This window comes from Nitrospiria bacterium (assembly GCA_035498035.1).
Classification (GTDB): Bacteria; Nitrospirota; Nitrospiria; order JACQBZ01; family JACQBZ01; genus JACQBZ01.
In genome coordinates, this window is the sequence record DATKAN010000060.1 from 16,319 (window position 1) to 31,745 (window position 15,427).

At 62.8% G+C, this 15,427-nt stretch carries 10 protein-coding genes; 9 read left to right on the forward strand and 1 reads right to left on the reverse strand.

Features of this window, described 5'->3' with window-relative positions; translation table 11 throughout:
- Nucleotides 1–2: 2 nt before the first annotated feature.
- Nucleotides 3–1,244 carry an ABC transporter permease gene (locus VMN77_11695; GenBank protein HTN44448.1) on the reverse strand — a complete coding sequence of 414 codons (1,242 nt, stop codon included), beginning with the start codon at nucleotides 1,242–1,244 and terminating at the stop codon, nucleotides 3–5.
- A gap of 136 nt (nucleotides 1,245–1,380) precedes the next feature.
- Here VMN77_11695 and gltB point away from each other — a divergent pair, with 136 nt between their 5' ends.
- From gltB to VMN77_11740, 9 genes are all read left to right on the forward strand, one after another.
- A complete protein-coding gene (gltB, locus tag VMN77_11700; protein ID HTN44449.1) occupies nucleotides 1,381–5,913 on the forward strand; it encodes a glutamate synthase large subunit in 4,533 nt (1,510 codons plus the stop codon).
- Nucleotides 5,906–7,357 (forward strand): glutamate synthase subunit beta, encoded by a 1,452-nt coding sequence (locus tag VMN77_11705; GenBank protein HTN44450.1) that lies wholly within the window; start codon nucleotides 5,906–5,908, stop codon nucleotides 7,355–7,357. The genes gltB and VMN77_11705 overlap by 8 nt, the downstream gene beginning before the upstream one ends.
- 138 nt (nucleotides 7,358–7,495) lie before the next feature.
- Nucleotides 7,496–8,299, forward strand: coding sequence for an isoprenyl transferase (locus VMN77_11710; GenBank protein ID HTN44451.1), 804 nt, complete (start codon nucleotides 7,496–7,498; stop codon nucleotides 8,297–8,299).
- Nucleotides 8,299–9,120 carry a phosphatidate cytidylyltransferase gene (locus tag VMN77_11715; protein ID HTN44452.1) on the forward strand — a complete coding sequence of 274 codons (822 nt, stop codon included), beginning with the start codon at nucleotides 8,299–8,301 and terminating at the stop codon, nucleotides 9,118–9,120. Before VMN77_11710 ends, VMN77_11715 begins: the two co-directional genes overlap by 1 nt.
- A 1-nt stretch (nucleotide 9,121) precedes the next feature.
- The gene (locus tag VMN77_11720) at nucleotides 9,122–10,285 is read left to right on the forward strand and encodes a 1-deoxy-D-xylulose-5-phosphate reductoisomerase (GenBank protein ID HTN44453.1); all 1,164 of its coding nucleotides are present in this window, start codon (nucleotides 9,122–9,124) and stop codon (nucleotides 10,283–10,285) included.
- Nucleotides 10,286–10,353: 68 nt separating this feature from the next.
- Nucleotides 10,354–11,490, forward strand: a complete 1,137-nt coding sequence (gene rseP, locus VMN77_11725) for an RIP metalloprotease RseP (protein ID HTN44454.1) — start codon at nucleotides 10,354–10,356, stop codon at nucleotides 11,488–11,490.
- 27 nt (nucleotides 11,491–11,517) lie between these two features.
- Nucleotides 11,518–12,600 carry a flavodoxin-dependent (E)-4-hydroxy-3-methylbut-2-enyl-diphosphate synthase gene (gene ispG, locus VMN77_11730; GenBank protein HTN44455.1) on the forward strand — a complete coding sequence of 361 codons (1,083 nt, stop codon included), beginning with the start codon at nucleotides 11,518–11,520 and terminating at the stop codon, nucleotides 12,598–12,600.
- 75 nt (nucleotides 12,601–12,675) lie between these two features.
- A complete protein-coding gene (gene proS, locus VMN77_11735; GenBank protein HTN44456.1) occupies nucleotides 12,676–13,947 on the forward strand; it encodes a proline--tRNA ligase in 1,272 nt (423 codons plus the stop codon).
- 501 nt (nucleotides 13,948–14,448) lie between these two features.
- Nucleotides 14,449–15,267: an OmpA family protein gene (locus VMN77_11740; GenBank protein ID HTN44457.1), complete on the forward strand. Its 819-nt coding sequence runs from the start codon at nucleotides 14,449–14,451 to the stop codon at nucleotides 15,265–15,267.
- Nucleotides 15,268–15,427 lie beyond the last annotated feature (160 nt).

Sequence of the window (15,427 nt, forward strand, 5' to 3'; positions counted from 1 at the left end):
GTTTACTCGTTTCGAAGGGCCGCGATGGGATCGAGTCGGGAGGCCCGCCAGGCGGGATAGAAGCCGAAGAAGACACCCACGGCGACGGCGAATAGGACGGCGAGCAGGGCCCCTTGCGGAGACGTGGACAAGGGCCATCCGAGAATTCCCTCGATAAAAAAATCCCCCACAAAGCTGAGGAGGACGCCCAGGACGCCGCCGAAAAGGCTCAACATGACGGCCTCGCCGAGGAACTGGATCTGGACGGCCCATGGTGTCGCGCCCACGGCGACCCGCAGCCCGATCTCGGCCGTCCTTTGCGCCACCGAGGCCAGCATCACGTTCATGATCCCGATGCCGCCCACCAATAGCGAAATCGACGCGATGCTGGTCAGCAGCCACTCGAGCGTCCGGCTCTGCCGGATCTGGGCCTTGATCACCTCGTCCGGGCGGCGGATGTTGAAGTCATCCGGCTCGCCGGGGCGAATGTGGTGGCGTTGGCGGATCAAGGCCGTAACGGCCTCGATCGCCGGGTTGACCGCTTCCCGGGAAGCCGCCGAGCAGACGATGTCGTCGAGCCACGTGATGCCCTGGCCCCCGATTTTTTTCAGCGCGGTGGTCCATGGCATCATGATGATGTCGTCCTGGTCCTGGCCCCAGCCCGACGATCCCTTCGCCGTCAGCACGCCGACGACCTTGAAAAGGGAGCCCTGGATGCGGAGGACCTCCCCGATCGGGTTCGATGCGCCGAACAGCTCCCGGCGCACGGTCTCGCCGATTACCGCGACGCTTTCGATATGCTGGACCTGGTCGCGCGTGAAGAACGAGCCTTCCGCAACCTGCCAAAGCTTGATACCCGTATACTCGGGGGATACCCCCCGGTAATGAGTGAACCAGTTGCGGTTTCGGTAGACGGCCTGCAGTGTACCGTCGGTGTTTTCGGAAACGCTGACGATGAGCGGCACCTCGCGCCGAATGGCCTCCGCATCCTCGGGGGTGAGGGTGGTGGTTCCGTAGGTGCCGTTGCGCACGCCGTTGATGTTGCGGGAGCCCGCCTCGATCCAGATCAGGTTGTTTCCGAGCTTTTGCAACTCCGCTTCGGTGCGCTCCATGCCGGCCTGGCCGATGGCCACGACCCAGATCACGGCGGAGACGCCGACCATGACCCCGAGCGCGGTCAGCCCCGTCCGCATTTTATGGCGGGCGAGCGCGTGGATCGCCTCCGAACAGAACAGCCTGGCCCAAAGTCGTAACGGCATTGCCATGGAAATACCGGGACCCTTCCTCTCGCCCTTATTATATACCAAATTATCCCTGCAAACGGCTCAAAATGTCTTGGATTTCGCAGGAGTTACGGGAAAAATGATTGACACCAGAGATCATTTTTAGTATTTTAAATGGATGGATTTCAACGGACTTCCAAAACGCCAGGGCCTCTACGATCCCGGGTTTGAAAGAGACGCCTGCGGGATCGGGTTTGTTGTGAATGTGAAGGGCAACAAATCCCATGAAATCGTTCGTAAAGGACTCAAGGTTCTGGAAAATCTGGCGCATCGCGGCGCGGTGGGCTGCGATCCCTGCACGGGGGACGGCGCCGGTATTCTGGTCCAGATCCCGCATGAATTTTTAAAAAGAGCCTGCGCCGAAGCGGGCGTCCGCCTGTCCGGACCCGGGGAATACGGCGTCGGTATGGTTTTCCTTCCGACCGCGCTTTCCCAACGCACGCCGTGCGAGAAACTGATCGAGAAAATCATCCATGAAGAAGGGCAACGGCTTCTGGGCTGGCGCGATGTGCCGGTCAAGGAGTCCGACCTGGGCGACCTAGCCCGGCAGAGCCTGCCCTGCATGCGGCAGTTTTTCATCGCGAGGGACATTTTAAGCGAGGCGGAGTTCGAGCGGAAGCTGTATGTCATCCGCAAACGGATCGAGCACGCCGTGCGGGGCTCCGCCCTCGAGGGCCGGGAGACGTTCTATATCCCCAGCCTTTCGGCCAACACGATCGTTTACAAGGGCCTCCTCTTGCCCAGCCAGATCCCGCTCTTTTATCCCGACCTGGCGGATGAAAGCGTCGTCAGCGCGCTGGCGGTCGTCCATTCCCGATTTTCGACCAATACCTTTCCGACCTGGAGCCGGGCGCATCCCTACCGGTATATCTGCCACAACGGCGAGATCAACACCTTGAAGGGAAACATCAACTGGATGCGCGCCCGGGAGGGCCGGATGTCCTCCGATCTGTTCGGGGAGGATCTCAAAAAGCTCTATCCCATCATCACCGAAGGCCAGAGCGACTCGGCCTGCCTGGACAACGCCCTGGAGTTTCTGGTGATGGGCGGACGCTCGCTTCCCCACGCCATGATGATGCTGATCCCCGAGGCCTGGTCGGGCGATCCCAACATGGACCTCGAGCGCCGCGGATTCTACGAATACCACGCCGCAATGCAGGAGCCCTGGGACGGCCCGGCCGCGGTCTGTTTCACCGACGGGAAGCTGGTCGGGGCGACGCTGGACCGCAACGGGCTGCGGCCCGCCCGGTATGTCGTGACCAAGGACGATTTCGTGGTGATGGCGTCCGAGACCGGCGTGCTCCCGATTCCGCCCGAGGAGGTCCGGACCAAGGGCCGCCTGCAGCCCGGACGGATGTTCCTGGTGGACACGGCGCAGGGGCGGATCATCGACGACGAGGAGATCAAGTCGGACATGGCCTCCCGCAAGCCCTACCGCCAATGGGTGACCGCGAACCGGATCAACCTGGAGGACCTCCCGGAGCCCTTGAACGTCCTGCAACCGGACCATGCGACGCTCCGGCAACGGCAGCAGGTCTTCGGATACTCGATCGAGGATTTGAAGATGCTCATGATGCCGATGGCGATCACGGGCGAGGAGCCCGTCGGCTCGATGGGCACCGACACGCCGCTGGCCGTCCTTTCGGACCGGCCGCAGCTTCTCTTCAAATACTTCAAGCAGCTGTTCGCGCAGGTGACCAACCCTCCGATCGATCCGATCCGCGAGCAGCTCGTGATGTCCCTCGTGACCAACATCGGACCCAAGGCAAACCTCCTGGGCGAGACGCCCGAGTCCTGCCGCCGGATCAAGGTAAACCAGCCGATCCTGACCAACGCGGACCTGGAAAAGATCCGGACGATCGCGGACGGTTATTTCAAGAGTCAGACCCTGAGCATGCTGTTCCAGGTGGCCGAAGGCCCTCACGGGCTGGCCGGGGCCGTGGAGCGGCTTTGCCGCCAGGCCTCCGATGCGATTCGCGCCGGGTATAAGTTCATCATCCTGAGCGACCGCGGCATCAATGCCGAATGGGCGCCGGTTCCGAGCCTCCTGGCCATCTCGGCGGTTCACCATCATTTGAACCGGGAATGCTCTCGGACCGAGGTCGGCCTGATCGTCGAGACGGGCGAGGCGAGAGAAGTGCACCATTTCGCCTGTCTGATCGGCTACGGCGCCGGGAGCGTCAACCCCTACCTGGCCTTCGAGACCCTGACCGACATGGCCCGCGACGGCTATCTGCCCGAGACGATCGACGCCGCCACCGCCGAGTCCAAGTACATCAAGGCGATCAACAAGGGGCTTTTAAAGATCTTTTCCAAGATGGGCATTTCGACCGTCCAGAGCTATTGCGGCGGCCAGATCTTCGAGGCGATCGGGCTAGGCGCCGGGCTGATCGAGCGGTATTTCACGGGGACGGCCTCCCGGATCGAGGGGATCGGGATCGAGACGCTGGCCGAGGAGGTGCTTCGCCGCCACGAGGTCGCCTACCAGGACGTGCCGATCCGCCAGCTGGAGTACGGCGGCGAGTATCATTACCGGATACAGGGCGAGCGTCACAACTGGAACCCGGAGACGATTTCCAAGCTCCAGTGGGCCGCCCGGAACGACAGCTACGCGACCTTCAAGGAATTCAGCCGGCTGGTCAACGACGAGTCGGAGCGGCGGTCGAATCTCCGGGGGCTGCTCGAGCTGCGAACCGGCGCGCCCATTCCGCTGGAAGAGGTGGAGCCCGCAACGGCGATCGTGAAACGCTTCACGACCGGCGCGATGTCGTTCGGCGCGCTCGGCAAGGAGGCCCACGAAACCCTCGCGATCGCGATGAACCGGCTCGGCGGCAAGAGCAACACGGGCGAAGGGGGCGAAGATCCCGAGCGCTTCATTCCGCTTCCGAACGGGGATTCGAAGAACAGCGCGATCAAGCAGGTGGCTTCGGCCCGATTCGGGGTCACGACGCACTATCTGGTAAACGCGAGGGAGCTTCAGATCAAGATGGCCCAGGGCGCGAAGCCGGGCGAGGGCGGCCAGCTGCCCGGCCACAAGGTCGACGAGACGATCGCGCGGCTCCGGTTCGCGACACCGGGGGTCCAGCTGATCTCCCCCCCGCCCCATCACGACATCTATTCCATCGAGGACCTGGCCCAGTTGATCTACGATCTGAAGAATGTGAACCCGCAGGCCGCGATCTCGGTCAAGCTGGTGGCCGAGGTCGGGGTGGGGACGGTCGCCGCGGGCGTGGCGAAGGCCCACGCCGACAAGATCCTGATCAGCGGGGATTCCGGCGGCACGGGCGCCTCGCCGTGGAGCTCGATCAAGCACGCCGGGATCCCGTGGGAGCTGGGACTGGCCGAAACCCAGCAGACCTTGGTGATGAACAATCTCCGCGGCCGCGTCCGGATCGAGACGGACGGACAGCTCAAGACCGGACGGGACGTCGTGATCGCCGCGCTCCTCGGGGCCGAGGAATTCGGCTTCTCGACCGCGCCGCTGATCGTCGAGGGCTGCATCATGATGCGGAAATGCCACCTCAACACCTGCCCGGTGGGGATCGCCACCCATGATCCCGTCCTTCGGAAGAAATTTGCCGGCCAGCCGGAGCACGTCGTGAATTACTTTTTCTTCGTCGCTGAGGAGGTTCGGGAGATCATGGCCCAGCTGGGCTTCCGCCGGTTCGAGGAGATGATCGGCCGCACGGACAAGATCAAGCCCCAGAAGGCGATCGACCATTGGAAGGCGCGGGGGGTCGATTTGGGCGCGATCCTGTACCGGCCGGATACGTCCGGAAACGTCCCCACGCATTGCGTTCAGTCGCAGGACCACGGACTGGCCGGCGCGCTGGATCATCAGTTGATCGAACTGGCCCGTCCGGCGCTGGAGTCGAAACGCCGCGTCGAGGCGGCGCTTCCGATCCGGAACATTCACCGGACCGTCGGCGCCATGCTCTCCGGAGAGATCGCGCGGCGCTACGGGGCCGGGGGGCTCCCGCCCGACACGATTCATTTCCGCTTCACCGGATCGGCCGGACAGAGCTTCGGGGCCTGGTGCGCCAACGGGCTGTCGCTGGAGCTGGAAGGCGAGTCGAACGATTACGTGGGCAAGGGGATGGCCGGCGGACGGCTGGTGGTGGTTCCCTTCAAGAAGTCGACTTTTGTCCCGGAGGATACGATCCTCATCGGCAACGTCGCCCTGTACGGCGCGACGGGAGGCGAGGCCTACATCTACGGCCGGGCCGGCGAGCGGTTCGCCGTGCGCAACAGCGGGGCGAAGGCCGTCGTCGAGGGCGTGGGCGATCACGGCTGCGAGTACATGACGGGCGGCGTGGTGGTCGTCCTGGGCCGGACCGGGAGGAATTTTGCGGCCGGGATGAGCGGGGGCGTCGCGTTCGTGCTGAACACGGACGGGGGTTTCGAGCGCCGGTGCAATCTGAGCATGGTGGAGCTGGAGCCCGTCCGGGATCGGGAGGACCAGGCCCTTCTCAAAGACCTGATCGAGCGGCAGGCCCAGGTTGCCGGCAGCGCCAAGGCCAAGAAAGTGCTGGAGCAGTGGAAGGCCATGCTCCCGAAATTCGTTCGCGTCATGCCAGTGGAGTATAGAAAGGTCCTCGAGCAACGAAAGGTCCAGAAAGCCGCGTCGAAGGAGGCGGCCGTTCATGGGTGACCCCAAGGGATTTATAAAGATCCGGAGGGAGGGCCCGATGCGCCGGCCGGTCGAGGAGCGGGTCCACGACTGGCGGGAATTCTACCGGCCGATCTCCGAGGAAACGCTCAAGGCCCAGGGCGCGCGCTGCATGGATTGCGGCGTGCCGTTCTGCCAGAGCCACAACGGCTGTCCGGTCCAGAATATGATCCCGGACTGGAATGACCTTGTCTTTCAGGGGCGGTGGAAGGACGCGTTGAAGATGCTTCATTCCACCAACAATTTTCCGGAATTCACGGGGCGGCTCTGTCCGGCGCCGTGCGAATCGGCCTGCGTGCTGGGGATCATCGAGGAACCGGTGGCCATCCGGATCGTCGAATGGAACATCATCGACCGCGGATTCGACGAGGGCTGGGTCACGCCGGTGCTCCCGGAAAAACCGAGCGGCTTCAAGGTGGCCGTGGTCGGGTCCGGCCCGGCCGGCCTGGCGGCCGGGCAGCAGCTGGCCCGCGCGGGACACGCGGTCACGGTTTTCGAGAAGGCCGACCGGATCGGAGGGCTGCTCCGGTACGGCATCCCGGATTTCAAGATGGAAAAATCCGTCCTGGACCGCCGGCTGGACCAGATGCGCGCGGAGGGGGTGGTGTTCAAAGCCGGCCTGGACGTCGGGCGAGATCTTCCGGCGGACCGCCTGCGGAAGAATTTCGACGCCGTCTGCCTGGCCGGCGGCGCGATGAGCGCCCGCGACCTGGCCGTGCCCGGCCGGGATCTGGAGGGCGTCCTTTTCGCCATGGACTATCTCACGCAGCAGAACAAGGCCAACGCCGGCGACGCGATCGATCCGGCGGTCCGGGTCACGGCCCGGGACAAACGCGTGGTGATCATCGGCGGGGGGGACACCGGCTCCGACTGCCTCGGAACGGCTCATCGCCAGGGCGCGAGGGACGTCTACCAGTTCGAGTTGCTGCCCCAGCCCCCGGCGACCCGCGCGCCGTCGACGCCGTGGCCGCTCTGGCCGATGATGCTCCGCAGCTCCCACGCCCATGAGGAAGGATGCAAACGGGAATGGAGCGTCTCCACGCTTCGGTTCTCGGGACAAAACGGACGGGTGACGAAGCTCCACGCGGTCCGGGTCGAGATGAAAACGGACCCGGACGGACGGACCCGGTTCGTCGAAATGCCCGGCACGGAATTCGATCTGGACGTGGATCTGGTGTTGCTGGCGATGGGATTCACCGGCCCCGTCCGGGAAGGCCTGCTCGCGGATCTCGGCGTCCGGCTTGACGCGCGCGGCAACGTTGCGGTGGACGAGAACCAGATGACGAGCGTGGACGGGGTCTTTGCCGCCGGCGATATGAAACGGGGCGCCTCCCTGATCGTCTGGGCGATTCGCGAGGGCCGCGATGCCGCGAAAGGGATCGATCAATACCTCCGCACCCGAAGGCCCGCCGTCCCGGCCGCCTGATCCGTGTCGGCGAGGGGGCCAGAGCCGGTTTTTCCCGGGGCGATCCAGCCGGTCGCCCTTTTCATTTTCCCCGACAGCGCGATTCCTTTTGACCGGATGGGGGTAATGTTGTATGCTTAAAACCATGCGGGAATCGAGATGAGAAAGATCGGATCGGGAAACGACGCATCGAGCGACGGCCCGCTGGAGGCGCGGATCGACCGGGCCCGCCTTCCCCGGCACGTGGCGATCATCATGGACGGCAACGGCCGGTGGGCCGAGATGCGGGGGCTGCCCCGGATCGCCGGCCATCGCGCCGGGATCGATTCCGTCCGGGACGCCGTCACGGCCTGCCGGGAGCTGGGGATTTATGCTCTAACGATCTATGCATTCTCGATGGAGAACTGGCAACGGCCTCAGGACGAGGTGAAGGAGCTCATGACCTTGCTGGAGGGCTACCTCCAGAAAGAAATGGCCACGCTCATGGAGCACCGGATCCGCTTCAAGACGATCGGCCAAATCCATCGCCTGCCCCCCTCCGTCGTTCACTGGATCCGAGAGGCCGAATCGGCCACGCTCGCCAACGACAAGATGGTCCTGACGATCGCGCTGAGCTACGGGGGCCGGGCCGAAATCGTCGAGGCGATTTTAAAGCTGCATGACGATCTTCAGAAGGGCCTGTTCAAACGGGAGGCGGTGAACGAGGCCCTCGTCGGTCAATACCTGAACACGGCCGACCTGCCGGACCCCGATCTCATGATCCGGACCAGCGGGGAGAACCGCATCAGCAATTTTCTTCTCTGGCAGCTGGCCTACACCGAGCTCTACTTCACGCCGACCTTGTGGCCGGACTTCCGCCGCCGCGATTTTCTGGAGGCCCTGATCAATTATCAGCAGCGGGAGCGCCGTTTCGGCCTGGTAAAAGATCAGATCCGACCGCGACGCGGGGTGAGACAGGGTTGATGCACCTCAAGCGCGTCATCTCCGCCGTCCTCTTCCTGCCGCTGTTCTACATTTTAGTCCGCTACCTTTCGGCGACGGCCTTTTTCATCGTCGTGTTGTTCGCGGTCCTGCTCGGCCAACTGGAGTTCTACCGGCTTCAATATCCGGTCGGGAGACGGGGCTTGATCCTGTTCGGCCTGCTCTGCGGGGCCCTGGTGGTCGCCCATTTTCACGCGCCGGGGCTGTTTTCGGACCGGGAGGTGCTGACCGCGCTGGTGCTGGCGGCTCTGGTCTATCCGCTGGCGACGTACCGGGACGTGGCGACGACCCTGAGCGACGCGGCCGTGACGGTGTTGGGGGTCTTCTACGTCGGCTGGTTCCTGGGCCATCTGATCCTGCTCCGGGGGCTCGAGCAGGGGGAGTACCTCATCTTCTTTTTGTTTTTGGTGACCTGGGCCTGCGACGCGGGGGCCTATTATACCGGAAAAGGGTTCGGACGCCGGCCGCTGGCCCCGCGGCTCAGCCCCAACAAGACCGTCGAAGGGGCCGTCGGGGGACTGGCCGGCAGCGTGCTCGCCGCGATCCTGGCCCGGCAATGGTTTCTCCCGTCCCTGTCGACGGCGGACAGCGTGGTCCTGGGTTTGTTGCTGGGCGCTTCGGGACAGATCGGCGATCTGACCGAATCGATGTTCAAGCGATCCGCGGGGGTCAAGGATTCCGGCCATTTCCTTCCGGGCCACGGCGGGATCCTGGACAAGTTGGACAGCCTGATCTTCACGACGCCCTTGTTCTATTATTATCTTCTTTGGGTTAAACAGTACGGCCGGGTCATTGTGATCTAAAATGAAAAATCTGGTTCTCTTGGGATCGACCGGCTCCGTCGGGACAAACGCCCTCCGGCTGGCGGCCGATTTTCCGGATCGCTTCCGGGTGGTGGGTTTGACAGCCGGGAGCAACAATGATAAACTTCTGGCTCAAATTCGGCGCTTCCGGCCCCGCTGCGTCGCGCTGGCGGACCCCGCGGCCGCGGACCGCTTGCGCCGACGCTGCGAACGGCTTCCGGATCGGCTCGATCGAGACATCGAAATCCTGTCCGGAACGGAGGGCCTGGCCCGCGTGGCGACGATGGAGGAGGCCGACCTGGTCGTCTCGGCCATCGTGGGCTCGGCCGGACTCGTGCCGACCTTCGCGGCCATCCGGGCGAAAAAGACCATCGCGCTGGCCAACAAGGAACCGCTGGTGATGGCCGGCCCGATCCTGCAACAGGAGGCCCAACGTCAGGGGATCGCCCTGCTGCCGGTCGACAGCGAGCACAGCGCCATTTTTCAGTCGATGTCCGGCCAGCGCCGGAGGGACGTCCGCCGGCTCATCCTGACGGCGTCCGGGGGCCCGCTCCTCGACCTTCCGATCGCGAAACGACGGACGATCAAACCGGCCCAGGCGCTCAAGCATCCCACCTGGCGCATGGGGTCGAAAATCTCGATCGATTCGGCCACGCTCATGAACAAGGGCCTGGAAGTGATCGAGGCCCGCTGGCTTTTCGACATGCCGCCGGACCGGATCGACGTCGTCATCCACCGGCAGAGCATCGTCCATTCCATGGTGGAATATCTGGACGGTTCCGTGATCGCCCAGATGGGCGTCCCGGACATGCGCGGGCCGCTGGCCTACGCGCTCAACTATCCGGAACGGCTGCCGCTCGGCCTTCCGTCCCTGGAACTGACGAAGGTCCGGTCCCTGACCTTCGAGCCGCCGGACCTAAAAAAATTTCCCTGTCTCGGCTACGCGTACGAGGCGATCAAGGCCGGAGGGTCGCTCCCGGCCGTATTGAACGCCGCCAACGAGGTGGCGGTGCGGGCCTATCTGGACGGCCGGATCGGGTTCCTCGGGATCGCCCGGCTGATTCGAAAGACGATGGACGCGCACGTCCCCCAGGCCGTGAAAAGCCTGGAGGACGTCCTCGAGGCCGACCGCTGGGGCCGGGAAAAGGCCTTGAAGGCCGTATAATATACTTTAATGATGATGGCTATGGATGAACGTTCATAAGGGTCAAGAAAAGGAGTGACGACGTCGCGATGGAATCCATGCTTCATTTCCTGAACAACCTGTTTTATTTCCTGATCGTGCTCAGCGTCCTGATCTTCTTCCATGAGCTGGGCCATTTCCTGGTGGCCCGCCGCCTGGGGGTCAAGGTCCTGAAATTCTCGCTGGGCTTCGGGCCCCGCTTGATCGGCCGGACGGTCGGCGAGACCGAATATCTGATCTCCGCGCTTCCGCTGGGCGGGTACGTGAAGCTTTTCGGCGAGGAGCCCGAAAAGGAGGACGAGGCCGGAAAAGCGGCGGCCCCGATGTCGGCGGAGGACCGGGCGCGCTCTTTTTCGCACCAGCCCGTCTGGAAGCGCTTGCTGATCGTGGCGGCCGGGCCGGTCTTCAACATGATCCTGGCCTATCTGATCTTCTCCGGCTCGCTTGCGATCGGCGTCCCGATGTACGTGCCGGACTTCGACAGCCTGATGCCGGTGATCGAGAACGTGGTCGATCAATCCCCCGCCCAGGCGGCCGGCTTTAAGCCGGGGGACCGGATCGTTTCGATCAACGACCGGAAGATCTCGACTTGGGCCCAGATGACCGAGATCATCTACGGCAACGCCGGCAAGCCCCTGACGATCGTGGTGGAACGGGACCATCAAACGACGACCCTGACCGTGACGCCGGCCGAGAAGACGATCGATACCGGGGAGGGGAAGAAGACCGTCGGCCAGATCGGGATCGGCAAAAGCCCTCACGGCGCGGAGATCGCGGCCTCCAATCCGCTGGACGCCTTCGTCAAGGGTTTTCAAGCCACCTGGCAATGGACCTACCTGACGGTGGAAGGGCTGGCCCGGCTCGTTCAGGGAAGACTTTCGATGGATAATATCGGCGGGCCGATCCTGATCGGGCAGATGTCGGGTCAGGCCGCCTCGCAGGGGATCGGGGGCCTGCTTTTTCTGATCGCGATCCTGAGCATCACGCTGGGGGTGATGAACATCCTTCCGATCCCGGTCCTGGACGGAGGCCATCTCCTTTTCTTCGTGATCGAGGCCGTGCTCGGGCGGCCGCTCAGCCTCCGGAAACGGGAGATCGCGCAGCAGGTCGGCCTCGCGCTGCTGCTGCTTCTGATGGCCCTGGCGTTTTACAACGACATCATCCGCCTGTTTGTCAGACCGGGCTGATCCCAAAAAAAGGGCGCGGACGTCTCCATGAGGATCGAACGTCGGAAAACGAGGCCGATCACGGTCGGCGGGGTGAAGATCGGCGGCGACGCCCCGATCTCGGTCCAGTCCATGACGACGACCGATACGCGGGACGTCGACGCGACCGTGGATCAGATCCAAAAACTGGAGCGGGCCGGCTGCGAAATCGTCCGCGTGGCGGTGGTGGACGAGGCCGCCGCCGACGCCCTGAAGCCGATCAAGGCCCGGATCGGCATACCCCTCATCGCCGACATCCATTACAATTACCGCCTCGCCCTCCAGGCCGCGCCCTTCGTCGACTGCGTCCGGATCAATCCGGGCAACATCGGCGGGAAGGACCGCGTGGCACAGATCGTCTCGGCCTGCCGGGACCGGGGGATCCCGATCCGGATCGGCGTGAACGCCGGCTCGCTGGAGGAGGACCTTCTCAAAAAATACGGTTATCCCACGCCCGAGGCGATGGTCGAATCGGCGCTCCGCGCGGTCGGGATGCTGGAGGAGTTGGGCTTCCGCGATATGAAGCTGTCGCTCAAGGCCTCGCACGTGGGCCTCTGCGTCGAGGCCTACCGGCTGATCTCGAAAAAAACGGATTACCCGCTCCACCTCGGGATTACCGAGGCCGGGACGGCCTTCTCCGGAAGCATCAAGACGGCCGTCGGGATGGGCCTGCTGCTGGGCGAGGGGATCGGGGACACGATCCGGGTCTCGCTCGCGGCCGATCCGGTCGAGGAGGTGAAGGCCGGCTTCGAGATCCTGAAAGCGCTCGAGCTTCGCCACCACGGGATCAATTTCATCGCCTGCCCGACCTGCGGGCGGCTCGAATTCGACATGTTCAAGCTGGTGGGCGAGCTGGAGCGGCGGCTGTCCCACATCAAGGCGCCGCTGAACGTCTCGATCCTCGGCTGCGCCGTGAACGGGATCGGCGAGGGGATGGAGGCCGACATCGGGATCGCGGGCGGAAAAGAGGGCGGGCTGCTGTTCAAGCGCGGAAAGATCGTCGGAAAGGTGAAGGAGTCCGAGATGGCGGACGTCCTCGTCGCCGAGGTCGAGGCGATGGCCAGGGAGAGGGAAAAGGGAGTAAGGAGTTAGGAGTAAAGAATAAGGAGTAAGGAGGAACAGGTAGGGGCGCCGCTGGCCGTGCCCGCGTTTTCCACGAGAACACCGATGCGTTATTCGAAATTATTGATCCCCACGTTGCGCGAGGAGCCGGTCGAGGCCGAGGTCGTCAGCCACCGGCTGATGATCCGGGCCGGGATGATCCGGAAGGTCGCGGCCGGGATCTACACCTATCTGCCGCTGGGCCTGCGTGTGATCCGGAAGGTCGAGCGGATCGTCCGCGAGGAGATGAACCGCGCCGGCGCGCAGGAGCTGCTGATGCCGATGGTCCAGCCGGCCGAGCTGTGGCTTGAGACCGGGCGCTGGGGCGAGTACGGGAAGGAGCTGCTGCGGCTCAAGGACCGGGGCGAGCGGGAGTTCTGCCTCGGGCCGACGCACGAGGAGGTGATCACGGACCTCGTGCGGGGCGATGTGCGTTCCTACCGCCACCTTCCCCAGATCCTCTACCAGATCCAGACCAAGTTCCGGGACGAGATCCGTCCGCGCTTCGGGCTGATGCGCGGGCGGGAATTTCTGATGAAGGACGCCTACAGCTTCGACCGGGACGAGCCGAGCGCCAAGGCCAGCTACGATAAAATGTCCAAGGCCTATCACCGGATCTTCGAGCGCTGCGGTCTGAAGTTCCAGCCGGTCGAGGCCCAAAGCGGGGTGATCGGCGGGACCTATTCCCAGGAATTCATGGTATTGGCCGAGACGGGCGAGGACAGCCTCGTCGCCTGCGAGTCCTGCGGTTTTGCGGCCAACGTCGAAAAGGTCAAGGGGAAGAACTGCCCGCGCTGCAAGGGCCGTCTGATCACGCAACGCGGGATCGAGGTGGGCCATGTCTTCATGCTCGGGACGAAATACAGCGAGGCGATGAAGGCGACCTTCCTTGATCACAACGGCAAGGAGGCCTTGAGCGTGATGGGCTGCTACGGGATCGGGATTGGCCGCACGGCCGCAGCCGCGATCGAGCAGAACCACGACACGAAGGGGATCGTCTGGCCCCTTCCGCTGGCCCCTTATCAAGTCCATCTCATTCCGGTCAACGAGCAGTCGGAGCGCGTGATGATCACCTCGGAGTTGATCTACGGGACGCTGAACAACCTGGGGGTGGAGGTCCTGATCGACGACCGCTCGGAGCGGCCCGGGGTGAAGTTCAACGACGCCGATCTGATCGGGGTCCCGTTCCAGATCCTGGTCGGTGAGAAGAACCTGGCCGAGGGCCGCGTGGAATTGAAGGAGCGCCGGACCGGAAAAATCACGAAGGTCACGACCGACGAGGTGATCGATCTCGTCAAAAAACTAGTCCTCCCCAACTCAAAGCCCTCCGAATCATGAACCGCCCGAAAGGCCCGCCTTGACGCAAAATCCCCCCGTCAAAGGGGCGAATATATTCGATCTGCATCATTATATATAATATATATAGGACATATTGGGCCTATAGGTCGTATATGATTGTCTTACGGACAAGAAGTGTTTATTGACCTGGACAAATTCATTTCCCTGAAATCCAGCTCAATTTCTTATTTCGCGCGAAAAATCATTTGAGTCCTTGGACACCTCTCTTTTAAAGACCTTCACGCACAATTCATTTCCACCCGCGCAGTCCGGATCCTTTTTTCCGGTTTAAAACACTGAATCATCGGGCCAGTTTATTCTTCCTGCAAGAGGGGAATATTTTTTTATTGACTGCATGATTTTTGCAGACGATAATGATCGGAAAGCACAAGGTCGGCTTTGATTATTATGAATATAGCGATCGCCGGAGAGAGATCTTTCCGGCCCGGTCATAAGGATTTTGATTCCGGGATGAAAAAAAGATCAGGGGAGGGTTTCGACATGATGAATTATATTCGAATTGGAATTGCCGTTCTCGCGGCGGGGTTGATCGTGAGCGGCTGCGTCAGCTCGGGAAAGTACAAAAAGCTAGAGACGGATAAGAACCAGGAGATCTCCGCCCTCCAGCAGGAAAAAGCCGCGGCGGAGAAGGACAACGCCGACCTGAAGCAGCAGGTCGCTTCGCTCGAGCAGCAGAAAGCGGCGGCGGAGCAAGAGGTCGGGTCCTTGCAACAGCAAAAATCGGCCGTGGAGACGCAGAAGTCCGCGGCGGAGCAGCAGGTGGGTTCCCTTCAGCAGCAGAACGCCTCGCTGATCGCGGCCAGCCGGCAGCAACAGCAGCAGTACCAGTCGCTGGTGAATACACTGTCGAGCGAGGTGCAGAAGGGGCAGGTCCAGGTGAAGCAGTACCAGAACATGCTGACGGTCGAGCTGGCGGAGCAGGTCTTTTTCGATTCCGGCCGTGCGACGCTCAAACCGGAGGGCCAGAAGGTCTTGAAGGATGTCGGCGAGGCCTTGAAAGGCTTCCCCGACAAGATCATTCGGGTCGTGGGCCATACGGACAACAAGGCGATCAAAAAATCCCTTCAGGCCACCTTCCCGTCGAATTGGGAGCTGTCCGTGGCCCGCGCCACCACCGTCGTACGCTTCCTGCAAAAAATCGGCGTCCCACCCGAGGATATGATCGCCTCCGGAAGGGCCGAATACCAACCCATCGCGCCCAACGACACGCCGGAGAATCGCCAGAAGAACCGGCGGATCGAGATCATGCTGATCGATAAAAATCTGCTGAGCGAGATGAGCGTGATCAGTCACGATTGACCCGTATGCCCGAAAGGACTATAATCCGGCAAGAATAGCCCTTCCGGTGCGGACATTGTAACGGGGCCCATCCCGCGCAACAGGATCGAACTCCGTTGGCACGGGATCCTGCCCGATGTCTGCCGTCTATATTTTACGCACGGTCCGATCCCCCGGAGGG

Bases quoted from the DNA above. Each gene is read 5' to 3' on its own strand.
- ispG (HTN44455.1), top strand. From the start codon at position 11,518: ATGAGGATCGAACGTCGGAAAACGAGGCCGATCACGGTCGGCGGGGTG.
- VMN77_11695 (HTN44448.1), bottom strand. From the start codon at position 1,244: ATGGCAATGCCGTTACGACTTTGGGCCAGGCTGTTCTGTTCGGAGGCG.
- VMN77_11715 (HTN44452.1), top strand. From the start codon at position 8,299: ATGCACCTCAAGCGCGTCATCTCCGCCGTCCTCTTCCTGCCGCTGTTC.
- VMN77_11710 (HTN44451.1), top strand. From the start codon at position 7,496: ATGAGAAAGATCGGATCGGGAAACGACGCATCGAGCGACGGCCCGCTG.
- gltB (HTN44449.1), top strand. From the start codon at position 1,381: ATGGATTTCAACGGACTTCCAAAACGCCAGGGCCTCTACGATCCCGGG.
- VMN77_11705 (HTN44450.1), top strand. From the start codon at position 5,906: ATGGGTGACCCCAAGGGATTTATAAAGATCCGGAGGGAGGGCCCGATG.
- rseP (HTN44454.1), top strand. From the start codon at position 10,354: ATGGAATCCATGCTTCATTTCCTGAACAACCTGTTTTATTTCCTGATC.
- VMN77_11720 (HTN44453.1), top strand. From the start codon at position 9,122: ATGAAAAATCTGGTTCTCTTGGGATCGACCGGCTCCGTCGGGACAAAC.
- VMN77_11740 (HTN44457.1), top strand. From the start codon at position 14,449: ATGATGAATTATATTCGAATTGGAATTGCCGTTCTCGCGGCGGGGTTG.
- proS (HTN44456.1), top strand. From the start codon at position 12,676: ATGCGTTATTCGAAATTATTGATCCCCACGTTGCGCGAGGAGCCGGTC.